Genomic DNA, 26,800 nt, shown 5'->3' on the forward strand with positions numbered 1-26,800 from the left:
GAAGCCCTGCCATGCCGACTCATGCAGGGTCGCGCGAGTGCTATGTTATAGCTCGGCACAGCCCCATGCTTCGCATCGCCGAGGGCGATCCGAGCTCTCCCCGCAGAGGGGCGGGGAGAGGTTGAAAAATCTACAGCGTCTCTTGCTTGTGCCCGCAATTCTTGCAGGCGAACTTGACGCGGCTCTGGCCCTTTTCCGCCTGGACCCGGTTCGGCGCGCCGCACTTGCCGCAGACGGCCTCGATGCGGGTCGTGCCCTGCTTGACGACGATGGCCTTCTTTTCCATCGATTCGCGGATCAGGCGCTCGGCCTCCTCACGCAGGGATTGTTTCGACAAAGCTCATCTCCGCCTCTGGAAAGCGCGAGAGCCATATCGCACCTGGGTTGGAATCTCAATCGGCAATGGCGAGATCACTGCGCACTCAAGAGAGTCATTCCGGGGCGACGCGCAGCATCGAACCTGGAATCTCGAGATGCTCTGGTGCGCAACCGCGCACCATAGTTCGCGCTCTGCGCGCCCCGAATTGACGCGAGTGTGTCAGACCTCGACGATCACATAACTGTCTTCGACATGCACCGGGAACGTCTCGGCCACATACGGGCCCTTCTGCAACTCCTCGCCGCGCTCCACCGCGACCGGATATGACCGAATCTTGACGCGCTTCGGATCGAACCAGGACTGGCCGTTGCGCATGTCGAACTCCCAGCCATGCCAGGGACAGCGCAGCATCTCGCCGACGCGGGAGCGTTCATAGACGCCCGGCTCGGGCGAGGTCAGCCGTGCCACGCAGGCTGCCTTCTCCAACGGAGCGCCCTCGTGGGGGCATCGGTTCAGAAGCGCGAAGAACTCGCCATTGACGTGGAACACGACGATGTCACGCCCGGCTATATCGACGACCTTGTTGCCGCCGGGCGGGATCTCCGAGGTGGTGGCGACGATATGACGAGCCATGTTGATCAGAATTTGTAGACCGCGCGGGCATTGGTGCTGAATATCTTCTTGCGCTCGGCCTCGGTCAGCGGCGTCTTGAAGGCGAAGCGCGGATCGTCGAAATCCCAGTGCGGATAGTCCGACGAGAATAGCAGGCGATCGACGCCGACCCATTCGATCAACGCGCGCAGATGCCGCGCCTCGTCCGGCTCGTCGATCGGCTGCGTCGTGAACCAGAAATGCTCCCTGACATATTCCGAGGGTTTGCGCCTGAGATGCGGCACCTCGCTGCGGAAGCGTTCGAAATGCTGATCCATGCGCCACACGGCCGACGGGATCCAGCCGAAGCCGCCCTCGATGAAGACGATCTTCAGCTTTGGGAACCGCTCCGGCACGCCCTCGATGACGAGGCTCGCAAGCTGCGCCGCGATGGTGTGCGCGTTGGACTGGTGCTCCTCGACGTAATAGGACGGCCAGCCGCCGCCGGTCGGCGGATGCCCGCCATAGCCGCCGACATGGATGCCGAGTGGCAGGTCGAGCTCCTGTGCGCGCTCGTAGATCGGCCAGTAGCGACGCCGCCCGAGCGGTTCGTTGGCACGCGGCGAGACGTTGATCTGGATGTATTCGCCGGCTTTCGCGCAGCGTTCGATCTCGGCGATGGCGAGATCCACACCATCCTGCCCGACCAGGATCGAGGCCTTCAGGCGGGGATCGCGATGTGACCAGAACGCCAGCTGCCAGTCGTTGATGGCGCGCTGGATCGCGGCGCCGAATTCCAGGTTCTGCTGAGAGAAGATAAAGAGATCGAGCACCTGCAGAATCCCAAACTCGACGTCGAGCGGATCGAGATGCTGCTTCTGCATGAAGGCGAGATCGGAGCCGGGCGGCCCGCCGGTGGGCGGCCAGGCATCGCGCCGCGCGATCAGCGGCGAGGAGCGCGGGTACGGCGTGGTGAACAGGTACGGCGTACGCAGATGGCTGCCATATTCCCGCAAATGCTGCTGCCAGCGCTTTGGCAGGAATTCGTTGAGATCGTCGAGCGAATGCAGGCTCGGATGCACGTCGCAATCGACGATGCGCAAGCGTGTCGCGGCAGGCTTCTCGTCGTCACGCAGCGGACGGTCGATGACTTCACTCATGCGAACCTCCTGAAGACCCTTATGGCAGTTGTTTCACCTCTGCCCGTCGGGGAGAGGTGAAGCAGCTGCGATGCGACTTCGAAGTCGGATACCATCAACATGGTTCAAGCATTCAGTTTGAGCCGCGGAAACGTCTCCAGCGGATTGTCGACGCACATCTTTGCGATGATGCTCTTCGGCAGATTCGGCGGGATCGGATCGTCCCCGTCGAACTGCCAGTGCGGATAGTCGGACGCGAACAGGAACATCTTTTCGGAGCCGATCTGATCGATGATCTCCTCGACGCTTCTGGCATCGGCGGGGGCATCGAACGGCTGCATGGTGACGCGGAAATTGTCGCGGATGATCGCGGCCGGCTCGCGCTCGACCCAGGGCACCTCGACCCGCACGCCGCGCCAGGTCTTGTTGGCACGCCACATGAAAGCCGGCAGCCAGCTCACGCCCGACTCCATCAGCACGACCTTCAGGTTCGGGAACTTGCCGAACACGCCCTCATAGATCAGGCTCAATATCTGTGCCTGAAACGCCTGCGCCTCGACGAAGTAATATTCGTAGCGGTGCGATGGCCAGCCGGCCGAGCTCGGCGCCTGCCGATATTGCGTGCCGGCGTGGATCGCGAGCGGCAGCTGGTATTTCTCGGCGAGCTGGTAGACCGGCCAGAAATGGCGTCGTCCCAGCAGCGTCTCGCCCTGCGCCAGCACCAGGATGGAGACGAAGCGGTTGTCGCCGGCGCGGCGCTCGATCTCCTCGATGGCGAGATCCGGCGCCTGCATCGGCACCACGATGGAGGCGCGCAGGCGCGGATCGCGCGACAGCCATTCGGCGGCGATCCAGTCGTTGATCGCCTTGCAGAAGTCGGCCGCCATATAGGCGTCGAACACGGCCTGCGCACCGTAGAGAACGTTGAGAATGGCGTGGCTGGCGCCGAGCTGCTCGAAGGCGCCCTTCTGCACCATGGCGAGATCGGAGCCGGGCTTGGCGCCATTGGCCGGCCGCCAATCCGCGCGGCCCGAAAGCGGCATGCTCGGCGGATAGGAGGTGAGATCGAGCCCGTCGATGGCGCGGCTCACCACCTGCTCTTTCCAGTGATCGCTGAGATAAGGAAGCAGCGTGGTGCGTGTGCCACCAACAGCCGGGTGGATGTCGCAGTCGATCCGCGTCGCCGCCATGGAGCTTCCTCGGAGTTCCTCGCAGAGTCTTATTGGCGGCGTTATTCGCGCCGCCTGAAGAGACTGCGCCGGCCGGCGCCGCCACGCAAGGGCGCGCGCCCGCGCGATCCGTCATGGCTCGGTTGCATTTCGCAGGCGCGATATGCGGATCAGGCGCGCGGTGGACGCTCCGGCACCCACCGCCCCAATGTTGCAAGCCGTTGTGCAGTCCGGGCGTTCTCGTCTCAGGCCTTGGATACCTCCATCAGCAGCCGCTCGGCCTTGGCATCCTCGATGCGGTTCACCAGCCGGCTGCTCTCATGATTGTCGCGCACGGTCTTGGTCAGGGTGACGCAGGTCTGGATCAGCATCACGATGCCCATCGTGAGATAGCCCTTCATCCAGAGGTCGATCGGCAGGAAGAAGATGCCGAGCGCGACGAGGAAGGCGGAAGCTGCGAAGGACACGTAAGTGAAAGTCACCCAAGCGCTGCTGTGGGGCTGGCCGTTCTGGTTCATGATAGTCTCCTGTTGGTTCGAATGATGATGGGATTTGAGAGATCGGGTTTGAGATCAGCCAGCCGGGCTGCGCTTGGACTTCAACCGCGCCAGCACGTCGTCCGCGGTCGTCTTGAGTCGGGGGCCAAAGCCCTGCTCGGCAAGCTTCTCGGCGGTGGCGAGCGGACCGGTGGCCGCATCGAGCTCGACCAGCGCATCATCTGCCGCCTGGGCCTCCATCTGGCGCTCGCGCAGGCGCCGCAAGGTGCCCTCCGCCTCTGGCAGCGTGGATTCGTAAGGGCGGGCTGCCTCGATACCGCTGCGGCGAAGCGAGCGCACCGCTTCCGAAGCGCGGGCGACGCGACGGCCGCGATCGAGGTCGGTGATGCGGGCCTGCGCATTCGCCACGTGCCGCTTCAGGCGCGCAATCTCGGTCGCGAACAGTGCGCGCGCCGTCGTCGCCGCATCGCGGTCGGCCTCGAGCCCTGCGATGGCTTCGGCCGCTTCCTTGGCGAGATCCTCGCGACCGCCATCGAGTGCCGCAACCGCGCGCGTCTCGAGATCGGCGATACGAGCGATCGTCGCCTCGAGCTTGCGGCCTTCCTGCTGGTCCTGGGCGATCGCCAGCGCCAGCGTCCGCTTGCTGCGCTCGACGGCCGCGGCCGCATCACGCATCTGCTGGTCGAGGATCAGAAGGGCCGTCCGGTCCTCCAGTTCCTCGCCCGCGGCGGCCACGCTGCCGCGGAAAAGTGTCACTACGGTCTTGAACATTGGCTGCTCCCTGTTATGAGCGCTGCTCACAGATGCCTTGTAGCACATCTTGAGCATTGCTCAAGAATGATTTGAGCAGCGCTCACGCTTGTGGTTAACGAATGTCTAAAGCCGTGGAACGTCGAGAAAAACTTCGGGCCGACCTGATCCTGGCGGCGGAACGGATGATCGCAAGCCGCGGATTAGGCGGCCTGAAAACCCGCGATCTCGCCCGCGAGATCGGCTGCGCCAATGGCGCCGTCTACAATCTCGTGGCCGATGTGGACGAGCTGATCCTGCGCGTCGGCTCGCGCACGCTGCTTCGCCTCGACGAAGCACTCAGCGCGGCGGAGAGCGCAGGCGAGCGGTCGCCGCAGGAGACCCTGGTTCGCATCGCAATCGCCTATTGCGATTTTGCCGCCGAAAATCTCGAACTCTGGCGCGCGCTGTTCGAGCACCGCATGCAGGCCGGTAAGGAAGTCCCCGACTGGTCGATCGACGACCAGATGCAGCTGTTCCGCCACATCTACCAGCCGCTGGCTGTCTTGTTTCCAAAGCGCAGCCCTGAGGAACTCGGCATCACCGCCCGCAGTCTGTTCTCTGCCGTGCACGGCATGGTGGCGCTGGGGCTGGAACAGAAGCTGGTCGCCGTTCCGCTGCCGGCGCTGCGCAAGGAGATCGCGGGCCTCGTGCGTGCGATGATCGACGGACTGATTGCCCATGCGGCGTAGAGAGTGCGCGGCAAAGCGATCGGCTGACTAAAATTTCGCCTGTCGCATCGCGGTCGCCGCGCTTAGCCTTCGTGGCGAAAACGTCCCCTTCATCTCGCTCCGGAGCGTCCCATGCCCCTCCTCATCCGCGGCGGCACCGTCGTCAATCACGATCATTCGCGCCGCGCCGATGTGCTGATCGATGGCGAGACGATCGCAGCGATGGGCGCGTCGCTCGAGCCGCCCACCGGCGCCGAAATCATCGACGCCGGCGGCGCCTACGTCATGCCGGGCGGCATCGATCCGCACACCCATCTCGAAATGCCGTTCATGGGCACGGTGACAGCCGACGATTTCGAGTCGGGAACGAAGGCGGCGCTCGCCGGCGGCACCACGATGGTGGTGGACTTCTGCCTGCCCGATCCCGGCCAGTCGATGCTCGCGGCCTATCAGGAGTGGCGGCACAAATCCGAGAAGGCGGCGACCGACTACGGCTTCCACATGGCGGTGACGTCATGGTCGAAGCAGATCTATGACGAGATGGAGACCGTGGTCAAAACCTACGGCATCAACACCTTCAAGCATTTCATGGCCTACAAGGGCGCGCTGATGGTAAACGACGACGAGCTCTACAACTCGTTCGCGCGCTGCGCCCATCTCGGCGCCATGCCCGTAGTCCATGCGGAGAACGGCAATGTCGTCGCGTTGATGCAGGACGCGCTGATCGCGCGCGGCGTCACCGGCCCCGAAGGCCACGCTTACTCTCGGCCGCCGGAGGTCGAGGGTGAAGCCACCAACCGCGCCATCATGATCGCTGATATGACCGGCACGCCAGTCTACATCGTGCACACCAGCTGCCGCGAGGCGCATGAGGCGATCGCGCGGGCGCGCGCGGCGGGCAAGCGCGTCTATGGCGAGCCGCTGATCCAGCATCTGCTGCTGGACGCCGATGAATACCAGAACAAGGACTGGGACCATTCGGCGCAGCGCGTGATGTCGCCGCCGTTCCGCGACAAGCAGCACCAGGAAAGTCTGTGGGCCGGGCTGCAATCAGGCTCGCTCCAAGTGGTCGCGACCGACCATTGCGCCTTCACCACCGAGCAGAAGCGGTTCGGGCGCGGCGATTTCAGGAAGATCCCGAACGGCACCGGCGGCCTCGAAGACCGATTGGCGCTGCTCTGGACCGCGGGCGTCGCCACGGGACGGCTGACCAAGGAGGAGTTCGTCGCGGTCACCTCGGCCAACATAGCCCGCATCCTCAACATCTATCCCCGCAAGGGCGCGGTCGCGGTCGGCTCGGATGCCGATCTCGTGGTGTGGGATCCGAAGGCGAGCAAGACCATCAGCGCGAAGCGGCAGATGAGCCGGATCGACTACAACGTGTTCGAGGGATTTTCCTGTACCGGCGGCGCCACGGTGACGCTGTCGCGCGGCCGTATCGTCTGGAAGCATGGCGATCTGCGCGCCGAGGCGGGCGATGGCCACTATGTGGAGCGGCCCGCCTTCTCGCCTGTGCATGTCGCCAATTCGACCTGGAAGGAATTGACCGCTCCGCGCGCGGTCGCACGCGGAGCGGTGACGCCGTAGCGCATTCGTCGCCTCTACACGAACGAAGATAGTCGAAAACGGCCTAGGAACGAACGTTTCGGGGGTTTGTTGTCGCGCGTAGTTTCCCTCAGAGCGCGAGCCATCCCATGTATCACCACGTCAAGAAGCTGATGTTCACCGTGCGCGTCGACGAACCCGATCCGCGCTTCGGCAATATGCTGCTCGAGCAATTCGGCGGCGCCAATGGGGAACTCGCAGCCGCGATGCAATACTCGATTCAAGGGCTGAACTGCGAGGATCCCGACCGCAAGGACCTGCTGATGGATATCGGCACCGAGGAGCTCAGTCATCTTGAAGTCGTCGGCTGCCTCGCGCGGATGCATCTGGCGCCCTCGCGCAACGACCGCCAGGCGGCAGAAGCCGATCCGCTCATCGCCATTGCCGGCGGCGGCGGCGTCAATCTGTTCAATTCGCAGGGCAATCCCTGGACCGCCGACTACCTCAAGATCACCGGCGAGCTTGACGTCGACCTTCGCAGCAACATTGCCGCCGAAGCCCGCGCGAAGATCGTCTACGAGCGCCTGATCAATTTCTGCGACGACGCCGGCAGCAAGGACGCGCTGCAATTCCTGATGACGCGCGAGATCACGCATATGAAGGCGTTTGCGCGAGCGCTCGAAAGCCTGTCGAAGCCGGCCTTCAGCATCGGCAGGATCGCTCCGACGCCCGGGCTCGTGAACCAGTACTTCAACGACTCCACCGGCAGCGGCGACCATGGCGAGATCGACACGAGAGGTCCCTGGAACGAGGGAGAAGATTGGGTGTTCACGGAATCGCCTGCGCTCCAGTCCACGGACGCGGGTGCAGCCACGCCGATCGTCGCGGAGAGCTCGCCGCCTGTCGACGAAGCGGGGCTGACCGATCTCCTGCTGCATGAGCTGCGCGACATTCTCCACGCCGAGAAGCAGTTGACCAAGGCGCTTCCCAAAATGGCGCAGGCCGCGCGGTTCGACCAGTTGCGGGAGCTGTTCGAGCAGCATCTCGGCGAAACCGAGAATCAGATCGAGCGCATCAATGAATGTTTCGAGCTGCTCGGCGAGAGCGCCCGGGCAAAACCCTGCAAGGGCATGATGGGCCTGGTCGAGGAGGGCCAGGAGGTCATGAAGGAGGGCGAAAAGAAGCAGGATGCAGCCGCCGACCTCGCGCTGATCGGAGCGGCTCAACGCGTCGAACATTACGAGATGGCGGGCTACACCACCGCACGCAATCTGGCACAGCAACTCCGGCATAGCGCGATCGTCGCCCTGCTGTCCAAATCGCTTGCCGAGGAAGAGAATGCCGACCTCCTGCTCAATCAGGTCGCGCGCTCGCTGATGTCGGTCGCGAAGATGCCTGCCGCGCTGGAGCAGGCTGAATAGCGAGCAGCCGGCGCCCCGGACGCAGCAGACGTCCCGCCTAGCACCATCGCGGGGCGGAACGCAGCAGGTGCGCCGCGATCATTCGTGCCGATGGCACACACCTTGCCTCTCTATGCCGAACAATTCCCGGGCAGGAGGCACCCATGAGCGTTTCACCTTTCGGTATCAGCCGCCGCAGCGTGGTGCTCGGCGGTATCAGTGCCGCCGGAATGGCGTCCCTTGCCCCTCCGGCCGCCTGGGCACAGGGACGCAGCGAAACGCTTCTGGTGGTGCAGGAACTCGGGCCGAACTCGCTCGACATGCAGGGCGTCGGCTCCAACCAGACCGTGAACGGTCTGTCGTGGAATTGCTACGACCGCCTGCTGACTTACGCCTCAAAGACGCTGCCCGACGGCACGACCTCATACGACCGCGAGAAGCTCGCACCTGAGCTTGCGGAAAGCTGGGAGGTCGCGGCCGATGGCATGTCCTGCACCTTCAAGCTTCGCAAGAACGCGAAATTCCACGACGGCACACCGGTCACGGCCAAGGACGTCAAATGGTCGTTCGATCGCGCGGTGAAGGTCGGCGGGTTTCCGACCTTCCAGATGTCCGCGGGATCGCTGGAGAAGCCCGAGCAGTTCGTGGCGGTCGACGACCACACCTTCCGCATCGACTATGTGCGCAAGGACAAGATGCTGCTGTTCAACGTCGCCGTCGTCGTGCCCTTCATCATCAACTCGGAGCTCGCAAAGAAGAACGCAACCGCTGAGGACCCCTGGGCACTGGCCTGGCTGAAGAACAACGAGGCCGGCGGGGGTGCCTACAGGATCGAGAGCTGGAAGCCCGGCAGCGAGACCGTCCTGGCGCGCTTCGACGACTGGAAGAGCGGACCACTGCCGAAGGTGAAACGCGTGATCGCGCGCGACGTGCCCTCCGCCGGCACCCGCCGCGCCATGCTGGAGCGCGGCGATGCCGATATTTCCAGCGGCTTTGCGCCGCGCGACTTCGAGCAGATCATCAGGGAGGGCAAGGTCAAGGTCTCGGGCGTGCCGATCCCGAATGCGCTGTGGTACGTCGCGCTGAACACGGCAAAACCGCCATTCGACAATGTGAAGCTGCGCCAGGCCGTCGCCTGGGCGATGCCCTATGAGCAGATCCAGAGCAGCGCGTTCTTCGGCCGCGCCGTTCCCATGTACGGTGGGGTTGCCGAAGTCTCAAGACCGGTCTGGCCACAGCCGTTTCCCTATGTCACCGATCTCGACAAGGCCAAGGCGCTGATGAGGGAAGCGGGCTTCGAGTCGGGCCTGGAGACGACCTTGTCGCTCGACACAGGCACTGCGACCGTCGGTGAGCCGACCGCCATCCTGATCCAGGAGAACCTCGCCAAGGTCGGCATCAAGGCATCGATCGAGAAGATTCCGGGCGCCAACTGGCGCACGACGCTCAACAAGAAGGAGCTGCCGCTCGCGCTCAACCGCTTCAGCGGCTGGCTGGATTATCCCGAATATTACTTCTACTGGAATTTCCACGGCAGCAATTCGATCTTCAACATCTCCTCCTACCGGAACAAGGAGATGGACGCGCTGATCGACAAGGCTCGCTTCACCAAAGATGCGGCGGAGTACAACAAGGCGGTGAAGGATTTCATCACACTTTGCATGCGGGATGTTCCGGTCGTCCCGCTCAATCAGCCGATCCATGACGTCGCCATGCAGAAGGGAGTCACTGGATACGAATTCTGGTTTCACCGCGAGCCGGATTACCGCCAGTTTGCGAAATCATAGCTTGGCGCGCCGAAAGTTCGACGTGTTCTCATCGTCATGGCCGGGCTCGTCCCAGCCATCCACGCCTTGCCTCTTTGCACCGAGAATGTAGACCGCGCGCGGTGATGGCGAGCCATGGCGGCGCGATCAGGCTCAAGCCGACCGACGAGGGCACCGCCTTCGAGCTGCAATTCCCTTTAGCTAGATCGCGAACACCCAGGCCGCGACGATGGTGCCGATGGTGACGAGACCGGCGATGGTCCAGCCGGCGGCATATTCCAGCTCAGGATGACCGGTGGCCCGCATGATCTCTGCTGGATCGGCGGTATGCTTCTCTGCCATGACAGCCTCGCACGTTACTTCCCGCGTCAATAGATAAGTCGCATCAGCCGCCATTAGGTTCCATCACGGAAATGCGAGAAATGACGCAGCTTGGTTTGTTCGCCGATCCGGACAGCGGTCCCGCCGGGCTTCGCTATGCGGACAATTTTATCGACGCCGCCGCCGAGCAGGATCTGATCGGCCGCATCGCGGCATTGCCGTTGCAGCGCTTCCAGTTCGGCGCGTTCGAGGGCAACCGCCGGGTGGCCTCATTCGGCTACCGCTACGACTACACGCTGCAACGGCTCGCCGAGGCCGATCCGATCCCGGACTGGGTGCTGCCTGTCGCGCGCCGGGTCGAGGCGTGGGCCGGCCTTACCGCGGACAGCGTGCGACAGGTGCTGTGCACCGAATACGAGGCCGGCGTCGGCATCGGTTGGCATCGCGACAAGCCCCACTTCGACAAGGTGCTCGGCCTGTCGCTCGGCTCTCCCTGCAAATTCCGCTTCCGCCGTCGCAGTGGCGACAAATGGCAGCGCCACACGCTCGAGGCCGTTCCGCGCTCGCTCTACATGATGGACGGCGAGGCGCGCTCGCAATGGGAGCACAGCATCCCGCCGGTTGAGGCACGCCGCTATTCCATCACCTTCCGGACCATGAAGCAGGCCTGACGGGTCGGCCCCAACCAAGACTGCGAAAACAACCCCATGCACAGTAGAAGGCCCTCAGCCGGCTCGAGGCGGGGTCACGCGCGACAAATGTCTGACACGTCGGCGCAAAACGGCCGCGCCGCGCAAATCATCGCGCGGCTGGCATCTTGCCTTCCAAATCCGGTTGCATGCTAGACTAGATGCCATCCAGGGCAGGAGGGAAGCATGGCCGACAACAAGGCGAAGCGCGGCGGAGCCGATCGGGCGCTGATTGCGCTCGCCGAGACATACGAAGTCGCCTACTGGTCGAAGAAGTTCAAGGTCAGCCCGGCCAAGCTGAAATACGCCGTCAAGAAGGTCGGCCATTCCGCGAGGAAGGTCGAGGAGTACATCAAGCTCCAGAAGCACCGCGCCGCCGACAAGAGCCGGATCGCGCTCAGCGAGCCCTACGAGGTCCGCTACTGGTCGAAGAAGTTCAAGATCACCCCGGCCAAGCTGAGGCTCGTGGTCGGGGCAGCCGGCCATTCCTCCAAGAAGGTCGAGGCCTATCTCGCGGCGCAGAAGGCGGCGAAGAAGAAAACGGCCAGGAAAACGACGAGGAAGACCACGAAGAAGGCCACCACACGCAAGAAAGCCGCCTGAAACGGCAGGCCGGTGGAGGCAACATGACATCCGGTCGACTGATCCTCGCCTGCGGCCTCATCGCTGCCTGCGCACAAAATGCCGCGGGCGCCTCCGAGCCTGCAAAAGTGTCGGGCGCGACGGCGCTGGCGCTCGCGGGCGTGATCGCGCCGCTGTCGCCGGACCTGACGGGGCCCGAGAAGAAGGCGATGGCGATGCTGTTCGCCGCCAACGCCGACGTTCCCTACAAGAAGCCGATCACGGTGACGGCGGACAAGATCATCTGCCGCACCGGCAATGTCGATATCACCGTTCGCAATTGCGAGGTCACGTTCGGCAAGAAGACAAAGACCGTGAACGGCTCTACCGCAAACGAGATTTTCGCGACGGAAGCGCTGGCGGGCATTCCGCCTGATGGCGCGGCCGGATCGAATTTCGAGAGCCTGACCAAGCTGAGCTGCACGATCGACCCCAACGCGATCAGGCGGAAGGACGGCAGCGGGGCGGATTGCACATTCCAGCCCGGGAATTGAGCGTCTCCCGAGAACCAGCCACGGCGCCGTGAAATCGCCTCAAGCCCAGCTAACTAATAAGGCGAATTGAAAAGACAGGCCCGATCGGCGACCCATGATGAGGCGCGCAAGGCCGACACCAATATGAAGAATAATCTCGCACTTTTCCTGCTTCTGACTGTCACGACCGCATCCGCGCATGGCCCGATGCCGGCGCGGCCGCTTCCCCGGTCCGATCTCGTCCTGACGGGCCTCACCGATTCCGACACCACCGCCGGCGGCACCGCACGGCTGTGCGAGCAGGTCACCTTCTCGCGCGGCCTGCGCTATGGCGAGAGCGAAGCCAATGTGCTCGACGTCGCCGCCAGCGCGACCAAGGCGACGACGCCGCGGCCGGTGCTGGTGTTCGTGACCGGGGACACCTTCACCGGCGACCGTGGGACGCCGGACCTGTCGCGCGAGATGCAGGACCAGGCGATGTGCTTTGCCGCGCGCAATGACATGATCGGGGTGCGGGTCAACTACCGCCTCGCCCCGTCGGCGGCCTGGCCGGCGGGGGCGACCGACGTCGCGGCAGCGCTGTCCTGGGTCCACGGCAATATCGACCTCTTCAATGGCGACGCCCGCGAGATCGTCGCGGTCGGCTACGGCGCCGGCGCGTTCCATGTTGCGACGCTGTTGGCGCATCCCGAGCTCCAGGCCGATCGCGCCGAGGTCGCCGCCGTGGTGCTGGTGTCCGGGATCTATCGCGCCGGCAAGGACGCCAGCGACAGTGTGAAGGCCTATCTCGGCCCCGACGCCGCCCAGTACGACAAGCGGTCGGTCTACCCGGGGATCCTCAATGTCGATGTGCCGATCGTGCTGGCCTGGGCCACGGACGATCCTGCCAATCTCGTCGCACAAGGCGAGACGCTGAAAAAGACGCTCTGCGGCGCCGGCCATTGCCCGCGCAGCGCGCTGCTGCGCAGCCGCGACGGCATCGCCGCCGCGTTCGGGCTCGATGGTTCGGGCGACAGCCTCGCCGAGCCGACACTGCTGCTGGTGCATCAGCTGGAGGCGCGGGGGCTGCCGTAGGGGCGCCTTGCCTCTTGCTCATACCTTTACTGAGCGCCCGGCCCTGCCCCACATCCGCCTTCGCCAAGGCTGCGCCGGACAAGAGGAGGGAGCACACCTCTCGCGTCGTGAGAGGTCGGTCCTTACCCCTCCCCTGGAGGGGGAGGGTCGGCTCACATGGAGCGTAGCGAAATGTGAGACGGGGTGGGGTGACGGTCTCTCCACTTCCAACAGTGCCCGAGTGGAGAGATCACCGCACCCCGCTCGCGCTGCGCGCGATCGACCCTCCCCTCCAGGGGAGGGTAAGAGCAAGTGCCACACGACACACTCTCTCGATCAGAAATCGATGCAGCGCGTCAACACGGCTGCCGTTTTGCTTTCCGCCCATGCGTCGCATTGAAGCGGGCTGCCCGGCCACAGCTTTGCCAAACGCTTGACGTAGATTAAGCGGCCTTGGTGCGGATCGGGCCGACCTCGTTGGGGGCCAACGACAAGGTGTCGAACATGCGCGTCACCGGCAGACTCCTGTTCGTTTCGATGATCGCTTTTGCCTCGCTCGGGGCGATGTCGCAGCAACACACCGAACAACCCGCGACCGACACCGAAATCCGCATCGGCAATGTCATGCCGTATTCGGGGCCGCTCTCGGAGTTCGGCGCGATCGGCACGGCGGAGGCCGCGTATTTCGACATGGTCAATGCGCGCGGCGGCATCAACGGCCGCAAGATCCGCTTCATCACGCGCGACGACAATTCCGATCCGGCGACCGCGCTGGAGCTGACCCGCAACCTGGTCGAGAAGGACGGCGTGCAGCTGATGTTCGGCTCGTTCGGCACGCCCGGCAATATCGCCACGCGATGGTATCTGAACGAGAGGAAAATCCCGCAACTGTTCGTCGCCTCCGGCGACGAGGAGCTGAGCCAGGCCAAGGCGTTTCCCTGGACCATGGGCTGGCAGCCGTCGTTCCGCTCCGAAGGGCGCATCTACGCCAACTATATCCAGGCCTATTATCCCCGAAAGAAGATCGTGGTGCTCTGGCAGAACGATCAGTTCGGGCGCATGCTGTACAAGGGCATCCAGGAAGGGCTCGGCGAGCTCAACCGTCAGGTCCTCGTCGACATCGCCTTCGACATCAATGACGAGCATCTCGACGGCCACGTCTCGATCCTCAAGCGCGCGGGCGCCGACATCTTCGTCTTTCTCGGCGTGCCGTCGACAGCGTCCAAGGTGATCAAGCTCGCGGCGTCAATGAAATGGCGCCCGGTGTTCATCGTGAACGATGCCTCCGCCTCGATCGCCAATGCGATGGCGCCAGCCGGCCTCGAGAATTCATCCGGCGTGATCTCAGCGGCGTTCCTGAAGGATCCGAGCGATCCCGCCTGGAAGGACGATGCCGGCATGAAGGACTGGTTCGCCTTCATGGACAAGTACCACCAGATCGAAAGCACCAACAACAGCGCAGCGGTCTACGGCTACGCCGCGGCCGAGGCGCTGACGAGGGTGCTGAAGCAATGCGGTGACGATTTCTCGCGCGAGAACATCATGCGGCAGGCGGCATCGCTGAAGGCCTATCAGCCCTCCGTCGCGCTGCCCGACATCAGGTTGAACACCTCGCCGGACAGCTATCTGCCGATCAAGCAGATGCGGCTGGTGCAATTCGACGGCCGCTCCTGGCAGCCGTTTGGCGACGTGATCGAGACGGCGTTCACGGAGGGGGCGGCAAGGTGAGCCTCGCGTGGACGTGTCGTTGGTACAGCACGGCGTTCAACACGCACCTTTTGCGACTATTCCCCCCGTCACGCCGGCTTGAGCGAGGCCAGCGCGTTTTCCAGGAGCGTGCGCACGCGGGCGGCGTTGCCTGACTTCACCACGGCGGGATCGAGATATGGTGGTCGCAGCAGCCACCTTTTCGTTTCATAATGAATGTTTAAGATCGGCTTGAACCTGCATTCACGCCGCCGGGAGATCTTGGAATGACCGACATCCGCATCAAGCGCTTCCATGCGCGCCCCGTGATCGTGCCGATGAACCTGCCGCTCCAGACCTCGACCGGCACGGTCGCGAAGGCGCCGCTGGTGCTGATCGACTGCGAGACCGACCAGGGCGCCGTGGGGCATGCCTATCTGTTTGCGATCACGCCCTCGGCCCTGAAGCCGCTGACCGCGATGGTCGCGGAAATGTCAGAGCTCGTCGCCGGCGATGCGCTGCTGCCGTTCGAGATCGAGCGCAAGCTGACCCAGCGCTTCACGCTGCTTGGCCTTGCCGGCCTGCAGCGCCTGGCGCAATCCGGCATCGACATGGCGGCATGGGACGCGCTGGCCCGCACACGCGGCCTGCCGCTGGCGCGCCTGCTCGGCGGCGCGCCGAAGCCGGTGCGCGCCTACAATTCGAAGGGCCTCGGCATCATGCCGGCGGGCGCTGCAGTGGAAGAAGCTTACAAGCTGCTCGCCGAAGGCTTTCACGCCGCAAAGATCCGCGTCGGCCGGCCCGACGCGCGGGACGATCTCGCCGTGGTGCGCGCGGTGCGCAAGGCCGTCGGCGACGAGGTGACGCTGATGTGCGACTACAACCAGGCGCTGACGGTCACCGAAGCCATTCGCCGCGGCGAGATGCTCGACGACGAGGGCCTGACCTGGATCGAGGAGCCGATCCGCCACGACGACTACGAGGGTTGCGCCCGCATCGCGGACGCGCTGCGCACGCCGGTCCAGATCGGCGAGAATTTCGACAGCGCGTTCTCGATGCAGGCGGCGCTGGCCGCCGAGGCGTCCGATTACGTCATGCCTGACGTGCAGCGCATCGGCGGCGTCACCGGCTGGCTGCGCGCCGCCGCGCTCGCCCACGCCGCCGGCATCGAGATGTCGACGCACCTGTTCTCGGAGGTCAGCGCGCACCTGCTCTGCGTGACGCCATCAGCGCACTGGCTGGAATATGTCGACTGGGCCGACGCGGTGCTGACGACGCGCTTGAAGATCAAGGACGGCTTTGCGCTGCCGAGCGAGGAGCCGGGGAACGGGATCGCGTGGGACGACGCGGCGGTGAGGAAGTATTTGGTGGAGTGATCATGCCGGCCCGGTCATCCCCGCGCAACCGCCAAGCGGTTGTCGCTGGAGGTGCGCGTTGCGCGATGCGAAGCTTCGCACCGCGAGCCTCGAAGAGTGAACAGCCCGGATGCAGCGGGCCCGTCGCCCTTCGAGGGCCGCTGAAGAGGCGAGCGCCTCAGGGGTGATGGTGACAGAACGCGTCACTGTCTCCACACCGTCATTGCGAGCCAAGGGGTCCGCGCTTCGCGCGGACCCCTTGGCTCGCAATGACGGAGTACTACCACACCTCAGCGCCCGGTATTTTCTTGCGCACCGCCATGCGCTGGATCCAGATGCAGCGACGGACAGACCGGTTGGAGCGGCCGACGGCGGATATCCCCTCGCCGGCCTGAAGCAGCGGCGCCACGTTCTGGCGCAGCTCGCGGCAGCGCTGGAGCTCGGCCTGCCAGTCGATGATCGCAGCCTCGGCGCGCGACGCCATCAGCGCCATCACCGCCAACGCAAGACGGCCAACCCGGGTCATTTGCGGTTCCTTCACTGTGACCTGCCTCCATCGCGCCGATAGCGGAAATTGCAATGAGAGGCGCCCTGCATGATCGTCTGGGTACGCGTGAGCTTGACGTCGGGGCCGAACCCTTCGGCGGTCGCAAAGTCCGCGGTGCAGACCAGGAGAAAGCCAAGCTCCGGCTCACCGAGCGCCTTATAGAACTCGGCATAGGCGCAGCGCGTCACGTCGAATGCGAACGCGTCCGGCGTCTGCTCGATGACGTCATAGCTGAGCGCGTCGTCGCGGGCGTAGGTCCTGAATGCCGAAGATACGGTCTTGCCGAGATCGGCTTCGTTGTTCGCAGGGTTCTTGGTCTTCCAGAATTCCTCGCCGAAACCGCGGTAGAGATCGCCGAGCACCCTGCGCACCAGCGCATTGGCGCGCGCCTCGCCGAGCTCGGCCTGCAATGCCTTGACCAGCGGCACCAGCACCTGCGCCTGGATTTTTGCCTGCTCGATGACGGACACGCTCATGGGCGGCCTCGTGTCTCTGGAAGATATCTCGCCTGGATGCCGGCGAGCATATCTCTGGCGTCGACGCTTGGCTAATTTTGCGCGGGGTAGGACAGGCGGCCATCAGCCATGACGCGCGCGGCCGGATTGATCTCGGCCTCTTTGACCTGCCCGGGTCCCAGAATGTGAAACACCGTCTCGCCGGCCGCGAGCAGACAATCTGTGATGATCCGGCGGTGGCACCGCCACCACAATGTTTCCGCACACATGATGGCGCAGCGCTGCATCCGCCCGAGGCCGCGCAAATGAACGAGACCTTCGTGAAAGACCGAGCCCATAGCGTGGTCGGCGTAATTGTGAAAACTGTCGTTCTGCCAGAAGGCGTTGGTCTCGCGCGGCACTTCACCCTTGCGGCCGCGCAGGCCGCCGAGCGAGGCGATGTGCTCGTAGCCGATCGCGTCGACCGCCAGCGACTGCGGCAGCGTCTCGCGATTGTACTGCGGGTTGGTGCGGGATCGGGGCACGGTGCGCACGTCGGCGACGAAGGTGACCGAGCTGCCCTGCAACAGTCCGGCGAATTCCTCGAGCGAACGCGCGGCATGGCCGATGGTGAAGAAGGGATGAGCCATGGGCAGCCCGTCAGCTCGCCTCGTGCCGCTCAGCTGCGCAGCCGCCGCAATGCCCGGCCCTTGTGCAGGGCGACGTGATCGGTCTTGTCGCTCTTGATCTCGTATTGCGGATCATCCGGGCTCGCATGGTGCGTGTGCCCCTTGTAGTCAACGTCCTTGGTGTGCACCCGCAGGATATGGCCGCGCACGCGGCCGGCCTCTGAATTCCAGCTGACGTGATCGCCGCGCTTGAAGGTTTTTGCGGAGGCTTTGGGCATGGCGGAACAATGCCGGATGGCGTTCGGGCGTTCCACGATACCGAGCAAGACGCGCCCGTCCGTCTACGCGCTCTAGGATACGCCGGACACGCTTCGCCGCAATTTTCCAGGCTGTGCCACGCGAAGCCGAACGCGACGCGTGGTGGGCACGACAGGGATCGAACCTGTGACCCCTACCATGTCAAGGAAGGTCCCGCAGGCGTATCTCGTTGATTTCAAAACGCTTCCGTTTCGTCCCGTGCCGTCCGGTTCGGCGCCATTTTCCGGCGTTTTGGCCCGAACGTGGAAAGCTCATGGAAAGCGGCCGACCTCCCGGGAGGTGCTGGCATGAGCGGAGCGCCCTCCCGTGCCACCGGACGCCTGCTCGACCGGCTACCTCCCGAGCCCCGCCAGCGCGGTGCTCATCCCGCGAGCTGTTCGGGAAACGACGCGCTCCGTGCGACATTGTGCGTGCCGATCGAACAGCTGATTGAGAGTCAGATGTTTGATGAACAACGACAGGTACTTAGATGTAAAAAGCGGTGCGAACCTGCCTGTACAGATCAATAGGTTACCGTCGAATTGTAAATCGAGTTCCGCGGATTAGCGAACCTGCACCCTCTGCGTCCCGAACGCAGTGAGCATCTTCTAAGTCATTGGCTTTTTGATACGGCAGGCCCGTCGGTCGCGTTCTGTTCACGTTCGTTTCGCTCAATTCGTTGCGATTTCGCTGCGGTGTTCTCGAGGAGACGCGCGACCCGTCCCTTCCTGGTTAGCGCCAACACACACTATCCGACGGTGACGTCACAGGTCTATTCGGCAAGTTCGCAAAACTCGTGAAAACTCGTCACGGCGACTCCACCCTCGGATCCGAGCACGGGCATAATGGAGCGGTCGGGGCATGCCATCGTCGCGGAGCGCGCTGCTATGCGGCCGCTGTTCGTCCATTTCAGGTTTCGCGGAAAGCGCGGGAGAAGCTGTCGAGGACCGGCTTCATGATGTACTCGAAAAAGGTGCGCTCTCCAGTCTTGATGTAGACGTCGGCGGGCATCCCGGGCGTCGGAATGAATTCAGGCATGCGCCTTAGAATATCGTCTTGGTCCAAACGCACCCGAACGACATAGAATTCCCGACGCGTGTCGCCGTCGGAGCGGGATTCGGTCTTCACCTGTACTTGCTCCGCCGCCAAGGCGTCCGCTGACACGTAGATAACGCTCGCTGCGACCATAGGCGTGATGCGCTGGTTGAGCGCGGACAGCCGCACCAGCGCCTCTTGGCCAATGCTCACGTGCGAAATGTCCTTGGGATTCACATGGGCTTCGATGATGCGCTCGTCGCCGATCGGTAGAAGCTCAAGGATCACGGCGCCGGGAGAGACGACGCCGCCTGGCGTGTGGAAGTTCTTCTTCACCACGATGCCCCGGACTGGCGAACGAACATCGATCCGGTCGACCACGTCCTGCGCGGCGCGGATCTGCTCATCGACGTCGTCCAGATCCGCCTCCGTCTCGCGCAGCTCCTTGGTCGCATCGCGGAGCGCCGTCGCATGGAGCTGCGTTATTCTTTCATTCGCCTGAGCGATCCGCTCCTTCGCATCCGCGATGCGGCCGAGATACTCGCCGAGATCTCCCCCGAGGCCTGCCTCGGAGCGCCGCAGTGCCAGCACATCTGACTTGCGGACCAACTGCTGACCAAGGAGCGAGTTCTTGTCCTTCAGCTCTTCGGCGAACAAGGCAATGCGCTCTTTGGTGGACTGCACTTGCGCCTGATATCCGCGAATGCTTTCCTCCAGCCCGGCAATTTGCTTGACGAGAACGCTTTCCTCGGTCATCAGACTAGCCCGACGTGCCCCGAGTTCGGCACGTTGCCGCTCGAGAATCGCTTTGATTTCCGGATCGCGTGCGCTCTCGCTGAATGCGACCGGAGTTTCGATATGATCCGAAGAGCTCATTTCAGCTTCAAGACGCGCCTTCATAGCGAGGAGCCGATACTTCTTCAAGACCAGTCGCCTCAGCTTGGCATTGGCAGCAGTGTCATCCATGCGAACGAGGACCTGGTTCGCCTCGACGATATCACCGTCATTGACCGCAATCTCGCGGATGATGCCGCCCTCGAAATGCTGAACGAGCTTGTTTTGTCCGGTTGCCACGAACGTACCCGAGGCGACGACCGCACTGTTCAGTGGAGCGACTGCCGCCCAAAGGCCGAAACACCCGAGCCAAACTACCAGGATGGCAAGGCCGGTGAAGATGGGCCACTTAGCGCTCAACGGAACGTCACGATACCATTCGCCGATACGGTCGTTTTCCGCCCTCATGCCATCCTCCCGCACTCGTCACCGGCCCGAGGATTCCATCCGTTGCGGCTGCTCCGGCTTATCTCCGCCGGCACCGCCCGGCGAGCGAACCAGGCGATGCAACACGTCGCTCGGAGATCCGAATGCTTCCGCGCGCCCGGCCCGCAGGATGAGGACTTTATCCACACTGTTCAGGAGCGCCGGGCGCAAGGTTACGACCACCACAGTGACCCCCCGCCTCTTGGCGCGCTGCAGCGTCTCGGTCAGAGCCTGCTCGCCAGCCGCGTCGAGATTCGAATTGGGCTCGTCGAGCACGACAAGGGACGGACTACCGAAGAAAGCCCGGGCGAGCGCGATGCGCTGCTTCTGCCCGCCGGAGAGCGGCCCGCCGCCGCGGTCGAGCACGGTCTCGTAACCTTGCGGCAGCTGGCAGACCATATCGTGGATGCCCGACAACATCGCCGCCTCATAAATGCTCGCATCAGGCAGGTCGTCGCGCATGCGGCAGATGTTCTGCTTGATGGTGCCGGGAAATAGCTCGACCTCCTGAGGCAGGTAGCCGCTATATTCCCCGAACTGGCGGCGATCCCAGTTGCGCAGCTCCGTGCCGTCCAGTCTGACCTTGCCAGCGGTTGGCACCAGGCAGCCCACCAGAATGCGCGCGAGCGTTGACTTGCCCGATCCGGACGGTCCGACAATGGCCAAAGATTCTCCTGGCGCCAGGTCAAGCGATACGCCATTGAGTATCGGCTCCTTCGAGCCGGGCGGCAGATACAAGACCCGATCAACGCTCAGGCGCCCTTGCGGTTTGGGCAAGCGCAGCTTGGGCGTCTCGCGCTGGAATGACTCGACTGCCTGCTTGACGCGCGCGTACGCCGATCGCGCCTGCACGCAGCTGCGCCATCCCTCGATCAAACCCTCGAGCGGCTGCAGGGCGCGTCCGGCAATGATCGAAGCCGCGATCATCATGCCCCCAGTGATCTCGGCGTGGAGGGCCAGATAGGCGCCAGTGCCGAGGATCGTAATCTGGGCCACGAGCCGGACGAACTTCGACGCACCGCTAATCCAGAAATTCCGGTCAAGCGCCTGGCTCTGAACCGTCAGCGCCGGCGCCTGCCGCTGGCCCCAATGCAGAATGCTTTCGCTCAGCATTCCCATGGCATTGATTACTTGCGAATTTCGGGCCAGCGACTCCGCCGCCGCATCGGCCTCTGCGGCGTGCAGGCCTGCCTCGCTCAAACGTTCCGAGGTCGCTTTCTGGTTGATCAGCGCAATCAGCGCAAGAGCCAAGCCCGATACGACTGCGATCCAGCCGAGATGCCGGTGAACGAGGAAAATGACTCCGAAGTAGAGGGGCGAGAGCGGCGCGTCCATCAGCAGAAGCATGATAGGGCTCGAGATGAAGCCCCGCACTTGATGAAGACTACGGATCGCCTGAATGGTCCCGCCCTCGCCGGCCCTGGCGTTATTGATGCTACTCGCCAGCACTGCGCCGCCGAGCACCGCCTCCATCTTGGTTGCAAGACGCCCCAGCACCTGCCGACGCAGAATGTCGACGATCGAGAGGACGCCGATGAACGCCAGCGCGAGAGCCGAGAGCATCAGCAGGGTCTCGAGACTGCGGCTCGTCAGCACGCGATCAGATATCTGGAACAGGTAGATCGGTAGCGTGAGCATCAGCAGATTCACAACGAGCGAAAATGCCGCGACCGCTATCAGGTTGGTGCGCGCGACCGAACGCCAGGTGGCCAGCGCGTTAACAGGTCCGACATAGTCGCGGGGTTTGCCGCCGGGTGCGACACGAAGGTGATCTGCAGGAACATTGCGCGGCGGATTGTCCAGTGTCTCGACGGCCGCCATGTTTGCCTCCTACTACAGGATGGCGTCGTGAGGTGCAACGTGATCGATCGGTTGAGTCGTGTCGACGCTGTCAGGAGGCGGCGGCGCGGGTTTTTGGACATCGGCAACCACTGGCCCCGAGGTGTCGAGAGCCGAGGCGGCGTCCCCCGGAGAGACAGCATTCTGGAGGGGAACCGCGGTGTCGCTGCTGAGCGTGACGCCATAGTCGGTATACTGGCTTCCGGTGAACAGCGCATTTGAGGGAGGGGGTGGGGTGTCGTTCAAGGCGATCACATCGCCAGAGACGGCACTCGGATCGACGGTCGCCGCGGCATTCGATGTGCCCGTTGCCACATTGTCCGCGACGGAGTTCGCGGATGTAGGACCCTGGTTCGGTGCGTCAGTTGCGGTGGCGAGCGCGAGAAGGGTGTCGGCTGATCCGGGGGGTGGAGCACTGCTGGAGTCCAGGGTCGTATCAACCACCGGCGCTGCATTGGCAGGCGCTGCACTGGCAAGAGTGTCGCCGGCTACATTCCCGGCGTCGGCCGGATGTGACGTGTCGCTGCTCGGATCGGCCGGAGCGGTAGCTGTGTTGGTGAGCACCGGCTCGGTCGGGTCAGCGATCGGCGCGGCATTCGCAACAGCGTCGCTGGCCGCGTTCGCGGCGTCGGCCGGATGTGACGCATCGCTGCTCGGATTGGTCGAAGCAGCAGCCGTCGGGGTGAGCAGCGGCTCGGTCGAGTCAGCGATCGGCGCGGCATTCGCAACAGCGTCGCTGGCCACGTTCGCAGCGTCGGCCGGATGTGACGCATCGCTGCTCGGATTGATCGAAGCAGCAGCCGTCGGGGTGAGCACCGGTTCGGCCGAGTCAGCGATCGGTGCGGCAGTCGCAACGGCGTCGCTGGCCACGTTCGCGGCGTCGGCCGGATGTGACGCGTCGGTGCTCGGATTGATCGAAGCAGCAGCCGTCGGGGTGAGCACCGGCTCGGTCGGGTCAGCGATCGGCGCGGCATTCGCAACAGCGTCGCTGGCCACGTTCGCAGCGTCGGCCGGATGTGACGCATCGCTGCTCGGATTGATCGAAGCAGCAGCCGTCGGGGTGAGCACCGGCTCGGTCGGGTCAGCGATCGGCGCGGCATTCGCAACAGCGTCGCTGGCCGCGTTCGCGGCGTCGGCCGGATGTGACGCATCGCTGCTCGGATTGATCGAAGCAGCAGCCGTCGGGGTGAGCACCGGCTCGGTCGGGTCAGCGATCGGCGCGGCATTCGCAACAGCGTCGCTGGCCGCGTTCGCGGCGTCGGCCGGATGTGATGCGTCGCTGCTCGGACTGGTCAGGATGGCAGCCGTTGGGGTGAGCGCCGGCTCGATCATATCAACGGGTGCGGCAGTCGCAACGGCATCGCCAGCTACATTGGCGAGCTCCGGCTCGTCACTGGTCGCAATACGCGTAGCCAGCGCCGACTCCGTGATTTCAAGAGCTGGCGAACTGTCAAGGGTGTCAGCGCCGGCGCTGTCCAATGCAGCCATTTGCGACAACAAGGTCGACTGGCTATCTGCACCCGTCTTCGGGCCGGCCATGTCGAGGGGGAGCGTGCTGACAGTGTCGGCCACGGTCGTGAGCACCGGCTGCACCGTCGCCTCCACCGGCGCAATCACGCCGCCCACGTCGCTTGCCAGCGTGCCGGCGGTGTCGCTCACCGTCGTGAGCAGCGGCTGCGCCACCGCCTCGACTGGCGCAATGGTGCCGGCCGCGTCGCTGGGCAGCATGCTGACGGTGTCGGCTACGGTCGTGAGCACCGGCTGCAGCGTCGCCTCCACCGGCGCAATCGCGCCGGCCACGTCGCTTGCCAGCGTGCCGGCGGTGTCGCTCACCGTCGTGAGCGCCGGCTGCACCTCCGCCGCGATCGGCGCGATGGTGCCGGCCACGTCGCTGGGCAGCGTGCTGACAGTGTCGGCCACGGTCGTGAGCACCGGCTGCACCGTCGCCTCCACCGGCGCAATGGTGCCGGCCACGTCGCTTGCCAGCGTGCCGGCGGTGTCGCTCACGATCGTAAGCGCCGGCTGCACCTCGGCCGCGATCGGCGCGATGGTGCCGGCCATGTCGTAGGGCAACGTACTGGCGGTGTCGGCCACGGTCGTGAGCACCGGCTGCACCGTCGCCTCCACCGGCGCAATCGCGCCGGCCACGTCGCTTGCCAGCGTGCCGGCGGTGTCGCTCACGATCGTAAGCGCCGGCTGCACCTCGGCCGCGATCGGCGCGATCGCGCCGGCCATGTCGTAGGGCAACGTACTGGCGGTGTCGGCTACGGTCGTGAGCACCGGCTGCAGCGTCGCCTCCACCGGCGCAATCGCGCCGGCCACGTCGCTTGCCAGCGTGCCGGCGGTGTCGGCCACGGTCGTGAGCATCGGCTGCACCGTCGCCTCCACCGGCGCAATGGTGCCGGCCACGTCGCTTGCCAGCGTGCCGGCGGTGTCGCTCACCGTCGTGAGCAGCGGCTGCGCCACCGCCTCGACTGGCGCAATGGTGCCGGCCACGTCGCTGGGCAGCATGCTGACGGTCTCGGCCACGGTCGTGAGCACCGGCTGCACCGCCGCCTCCACCGGCGCAATGGTGCCGGCCACGTCGCTTGCCAGCGTGCCGGCGGTGTCGCTCACCGTCGTGAGCGCCGGCTGCACCTCCGCCGCGGTCGGCGCGATGGCACCAGCCATGTCGTAGGGCAACATGCTGGCGGTGTCGGCCACGGTCGTGAGCACCGGCTGCACCGGCGCAATCGCGCCGGCCACGTCGCTTGCCAGCGTGCCGGCGGTGTCGGCCACCATCGTAAGCGCCGGCTGCACCTCCGCCGCGATCGGCGCGATCGCACCAGTCATGTCGTAGGGCAACGTGCTGACGGTGTCGGCCACGGTCGTAAGCGCCGGCTGCACCGTCGCCTCCACCGGCGCAATGGTGCCGGCCACGTCGCTTGCCAGCGTGCCGGCGGTGTCGGCCACGGTCGTGAGCATCGGCTGCACCGTCGCCTCCACCGGCGCAATGGTGCCGGCCACGTCGCTTGCCAGCGTGCCGGCGGTGTCGCTCACCGTCGTGAGCAGCGGCTGCGCCACCGCCTCGACTGGCGCAATGGTGCCGGCCACGTCGCTGGGCAGCATGCTGACGGTGTCGGCTACGGTCGTAAGCACCGGCTGCAGCGTCGCCTCCACCGGCGCAATCGCGCCGGCCACGTCGCTTGCCAGCGTGCCGGCAGTGTCGGCCACGGTCGTGAGCATCGGCTGCACCGTCGCCTCCACCGGCGCAATGGTGCCGGCCACGTCGCTTGCCAGCGTGCCGGCGGTGTCGCTCACCGTCGTGAGCAGCGGCTGCGCCACCGCCTCGACTGGCGCAATGGTGCCGGCCACGTCGCTGGGCAGCATGCTGACGGTGTCCGCTACGGTCGTAAGCACCGGCTGCAGCGTCGCCTCCACCGGCGCAATCGCGCCGGCCACGTCGCTTGCCAGCGTGCCGGCGGTGTCGGCCACGGTCGTGAGCACCGGCTGCACCGTCGCCTCCACCGGCGCAATGGTGCCGGCCAGGTCGCTTGCCAGCGTGCCGGCGGTGTCGCTCACCGTCGTGAGCAGCGGCGGCGCCACCGCCTCAACTGGCGCAATGGTGCCGGCCACGTCGCTGGGCAGCATGCTGACGGTCTCGGCCACGGTCGTGAGCACCGGCTGCGCCGCCGCCTCCACCGGCGCAATGGTGCCGGCCACGTCGCTTGCCAGCGTGCCGGCGGTGTCGCTCACCATCGTAAGCGCCGGCTGCACCTCCGCCGCGATCGGCGCGATCGCACCAGTCATGTCGTAGGGCAACGTGCTGACGGTCTCGGCCACGGTCGTAAGCGCCGGCTGCACCTCGGCCGCGATCGGCGCGATCGCACCAGCCATGTCGTGAGGCAACATGCTGGCGGTATCGGCCACGGTCGTGAACACCGGCTGCACCGTCGCCTCCACCGGCGCAATCGCGCCGGCCATGTCGCTGGGCAGCGTGCTGGCGGCGTCCGCCACGGTCGTGAGCACCGGCTGCGCCGCCGTCTCGACCGGCGCGGTCCCTCCCCCCGCGCCGTTGTCGAAATTGCCGACCATTCCAAGCAGCTGGCTGTTTCCGAGGTGGGAATTCGCTGACAGCGCGTTGACGGAACTGACGTCGATTGAGATTGGAGCGTCCTGCTCGGGGGAATCGGCATCATCGCCGCTTCCGCCGTCCCCGCCCAATGCGGCCGCGACAGCCTCACTGCGAGAGGAGCTCGGCGTGGCCGCCCCTTCATGTAGCTCCGCTTGAAGTCCAATCGGATCGAGCTGGGTCGCATGCGCCTGCGACGAGTGGGCGGCTCCCTTGGCCATCTCATCCTCTGCACTCGTTTTCCGCGCATCACCCATCGGCTGAACATCGTTTGTCACGTGCGGCGCGCCTGCCTGAGCGGCTTTCGCATCCTCCTCCTCGGCCGTCGCGGAATTGAACGTGGCAGCAAGAAACTCTTCTCTAGCGATCAAGGGGGCAATGGCAATGAAGAACGGCCAGGTTAAGAAGCTGAAAGAGCCGATTCGCTTGTCCAAACGCTGCGACCCAGCCTCGAAGATCTTTCGCTCTTGTTCGAACAGTTCACGCTTTTCTACATCGTTCATGATCGCCACCGTTCAACTCGTTCGTTACAAAGCAACTCGCACCGGGCGGCATTCACCGCCG

Annotated in this window: 25 protein-coding genes; 10 read left to right on the forward strand and 15 right to left on the reverse strand. The window is 64.7% G+C overall.

What is annotated here, in order from left to right; translation table 11 throughout:
* Positions 1-130: 130 nt before the first annotated feature.
* From AC5V87_RS35715 to AC5V87_RS35740, 6 genes are all read right to left on the reverse strand, one after another.
* Positions 131-337, reverse strand: a complete 207-nt coding sequence (locus AC5V87_RS35715) for a hypothetical protein (protein ID WP_188102378.1) — start codon at positions 335-337, stop codon at positions 131-133.
* A 201-nt stretch (positions 338-538) separates the two neighbouring features.
* Positions 539-952: a Rieske (2Fe-2S) protein gene (locus tag AC5V87_RS35720; RefSeq protein ID WP_092215746.1), complete on the reverse strand. Its 414-nt coding sequence runs from the start codon at positions 950-952 to the stop codon at positions 539-541.
* Between the two features lie 5 nt (positions 953-957).
* Positions 958-2,070, reverse strand: a complete 1,113-nt coding sequence (locus AC5V87_RS35725) for an amidohydrolase family protein (protein WP_495369269.1) — start codon at positions 2,068-2,070, stop codon at positions 958-960.
* A gap of 104 nt (positions 2,071-2,174) precedes the next feature.
* On the reverse strand, positions 2,175-3,239 hold the full coding sequence (locus AC5V87_RS35730) for an amidohydrolase family protein (protein WP_456842461.1): 1,065 nt from the start codon (positions 3,237-3,239) through the stop codon (positions 2,175-2,177).
* A gap of 224 nt (positions 3,240-3,463) precedes the next feature.
* Entirely contained in the window at positions 3,464-3,736 is a 273-nt protein-coding gene (locus tag AC5V87_RS35735; RefSeq protein ID WP_456842460.1) for a YiaA/YiaB family inner membrane protein, read from the reverse strand.
* Between the two features lie 54 nt (positions 3,737-3,790).
* On the reverse strand, positions 3,791-4,486 hold the full coding sequence (locus AC5V87_RS35740) for a PspA/IM30 family protein (protein WP_495369270.1): 696 nt from the start codon (positions 4,484-4,486) through the stop codon (positions 3,791-3,793).
* Positions 4,487-4,587: 101 nt separating this feature from the next.
* On the opposite strand from AC5V87_RS35740, the gene AC5V87_RS35745 reads away from it, so the two are divergent.
* The 4 genes from AC5V87_RS35745 to AC5V87_RS35760 all read left to right on the forward strand — a co-directional run bounded on the left by AC5V87_RS35745 (position 4,588) and on the right by AC5V87_RS35760 (position 9,907).
* Positions 4,588-5,196, forward strand: coding sequence for a TetR/AcrR family transcriptional regulator (locus AC5V87_RS35745; RefSeq protein ID WP_456842459.1), 609 nt, complete (start codon positions 4,588-4,590; stop codon positions 5,194-5,196).
* Positions 5,197-5,307: 111 nt separating this feature from the next.
* On the forward strand, positions 5,308-6,762 hold the full coding sequence (gene hydA, locus AC5V87_RS35750) for a dihydropyrimidinase (RefSeq protein ID WP_456842458.1): 1,455 nt from the start codon (positions 5,308-5,310) through the stop codon (positions 6,760-6,762).
* A gap of 107 nt (positions 6,763-6,869) precedes the next feature.
* Positions 6,870-8,141: a DUF892 family protein gene (locus tag AC5V87_RS35755; RefSeq protein ID WP_456842457.1), complete on the forward strand. Its 1,272-nt coding sequence runs from the start codon at positions 6,870-6,872 to the stop codon at positions 8,139-8,141.
* 143 nt (positions 8,142-8,284) lie between these two features.
* On the forward strand, positions 8,285-9,907 hold the full coding sequence (locus AC5V87_RS35760; protein ID WP_495369271.1) for an ABC transporter substrate-binding protein: 1,623 nt from the start codon (positions 8,285-8,287) through the stop codon (positions 9,905-9,907).
* Between the two features lie 180 nt (positions 9,908-10,087).
* Here AC5V87_RS35760 and AC5V87_RS35765 read toward each other — a convergent pair whose 3' ends face one another.
* Complete coding sequence (locus AC5V87_RS35765) at positions 10,088-10,228, reverse strand: hypothetical protein (RefSeq protein ID WP_007597071.1); 141 nt, start codon at positions 10,226-10,228, stop codon at positions 10,088-10,090.
* Positions 10,229-10,308: 80 nt separating this feature from the next.
* Between AC5V87_RS35765 and AC5V87_RS35770 the strand changes: the two genes are divergently transcribed.
* The 5 genes from AC5V87_RS35770 (at position 10,309) to AC5V87_RS35790 (ending at position 14,771) form a co-directional block, all read left to right on the forward strand.
* The gene (locus AC5V87_RS35770; RefSeq protein ID WP_495369272.1) at positions 10,309-10,878 is read left to right on the forward strand and encodes an alpha-ketoglutarate-dependent dioxygenase AlkB; all 570 of its coding nucleotides are present in this window, start codon (positions 10,309-10,311) and stop codon (positions 10,876-10,878) included.
* Positions 10,879-11,082: 204 nt separating this feature from the next.
* The gene (locus AC5V87_RS35775; protein WP_495369273.1) at positions 11,083-11,499 is read left to right on the forward strand and encodes a DUF3606 domain-containing protein; all 417 of its coding nucleotides are present in this window, start codon (positions 11,083-11,085) and stop codon (positions 11,497-11,499) included.
* Between the two features lie 23 nt (positions 11,500-11,522).
* On the forward strand, positions 11,523-12,011 hold the full coding sequence (locus AC5V87_RS35780; RefSeq protein ID WP_495369274.1) for a hypothetical protein: 489 nt from the start codon (positions 11,523-11,525) through the stop codon (positions 12,009-12,011).
* Positions 12,012-12,134: 123 nt separating this feature from the next.
* Positions 12,135-13,064: an alpha/beta hydrolase gene (locus tag AC5V87_RS35785; protein WP_495369275.1), complete on the forward strand. Its 930-nt coding sequence runs from the start codon at positions 12,135-12,137 to the stop codon at positions 13,062-13,064.
* Positions 13,065-13,547: 483 nt separating this feature from the next.
* Positions 13,548-14,771, forward strand: a complete 1,224-nt coding sequence (locus tag AC5V87_RS35790; RefSeq protein ID WP_495371997.1) for an ABC transporter substrate-binding protein — start codon at positions 13,548-13,550, stop codon at positions 14,769-14,771.
* Between the two features lie 68 nt (positions 14,772-14,839).
* On the opposite strand, the gene AC5V87_RS35795 is transcribed toward AC5V87_RS35790, so the two are convergent.
* Entirely contained in the window at positions 14,840-15,046 is a 207-nt protein-coding gene (locus tag AC5V87_RS35795) for a hypothetical protein (RefSeq protein WP_495369276.1), read from the reverse strand.
* Here AC5V87_RS35795 and AC5V87_RS35800 point away from each other — a divergent pair.
* The gene (locus tag AC5V87_RS35800; RefSeq protein ID WP_495369277.1) at positions 15,017-16,105 is read left to right on the forward strand and encodes an enolase C-terminal domain-like protein; all 1,089 of its coding nucleotides are present in this window, start codon (positions 15,017-15,019) and stop codon (positions 16,103-16,105) included. The two genes, AC5V87_RS35795 and AC5V87_RS35800, sit on opposite strands and share 30 nt — an antisense overlap.
* A gap of 259 nt (positions 16,106-16,364) precedes the next feature.
* On the opposite strand, the gene AC5V87_RS35805 is transcribed toward AC5V87_RS35800, so the two are convergent.
* From AC5V87_RS35805 to AC5V87_RS35835, 7 genes are all read right to left on the reverse strand, one after another.
* Complete coding sequence (locus tag AC5V87_RS35805; protein ID WP_495369278.1) at positions 16,365-16,610, reverse strand: hypothetical protein; 246 nt, start codon at positions 16,608-16,610, stop codon at positions 16,365-16,367.
* A gap of 11 nt (positions 16,611-16,621) precedes the next feature.
* Positions 16,622-17,107, reverse strand: coding sequence for an L-2-amino-thiazoline-4-carboxylic acid hydrolase (locus AC5V87_RS35810; RefSeq protein ID WP_495369279.1), 486 nt, complete (start codon positions 17,105-17,107; stop codon positions 16,622-16,624).
* Between the two features lie 71 nt (positions 17,108-17,178).
* Positions 17,179-17,715 carry a DUF488 domain-containing protein gene (locus tag AC5V87_RS35815; RefSeq protein ID WP_495369280.1) on the reverse strand — a complete coding sequence of 179 codons (537 nt, stop codon included), beginning with the start codon at positions 17,713-17,715 and terminating at the stop codon, positions 17,179-17,181.
* A 29-nt stretch (positions 17,716-17,744) separates the two neighbouring features.
* On the reverse strand, positions 17,745-17,972 hold the full coding sequence (locus AC5V87_RS35820; protein WP_456842449.1) for a hypervirulence associated TUDOR domain-containing protein: 228 nt from the start codon (positions 17,970-17,972) through the stop codon (positions 17,745-17,747).
* 928 nt (positions 17,973-18,900) lie between these two features.
* The gene (locus AC5V87_RS35825; RefSeq protein WP_495369281.1) at positions 18,901-20,268 is read right to left on the reverse strand and encodes an HlyD family type I secretion periplasmic adaptor subunit; all 1,368 of its coding nucleotides are present in this window, start codon (positions 20,266-20,268) and stop codon (positions 18,901-18,903) included.
* Between the two features lie 18 nt (positions 20,269-20,286).
* Positions 20,287-22,107 carry a type I secretion system permease/ATPase gene (locus tag AC5V87_RS35830; protein WP_456842447.1) on the reverse strand — a complete coding sequence of 607 codons (1,821 nt, stop codon included), beginning with the start codon at positions 22,105-22,107 and terminating at the stop codon, positions 20,287-20,289.
* A gap of 12 nt (positions 22,108-22,119) precedes the next feature.
* A complete protein-coding gene (locus AC5V87_RS35835; RefSeq protein WP_495369282.1) occupies positions 22,120-26,748 on the reverse strand; it encodes a beta strand repeat-containing protein in 4,629 nt (1,542 codons plus the stop codon).
* Positions 26,749-26,800 lie beyond the last annotated feature (52 nt).

The organism is Bradyrhizobium sp. SOJA106 (assembly GCF_059448745.1).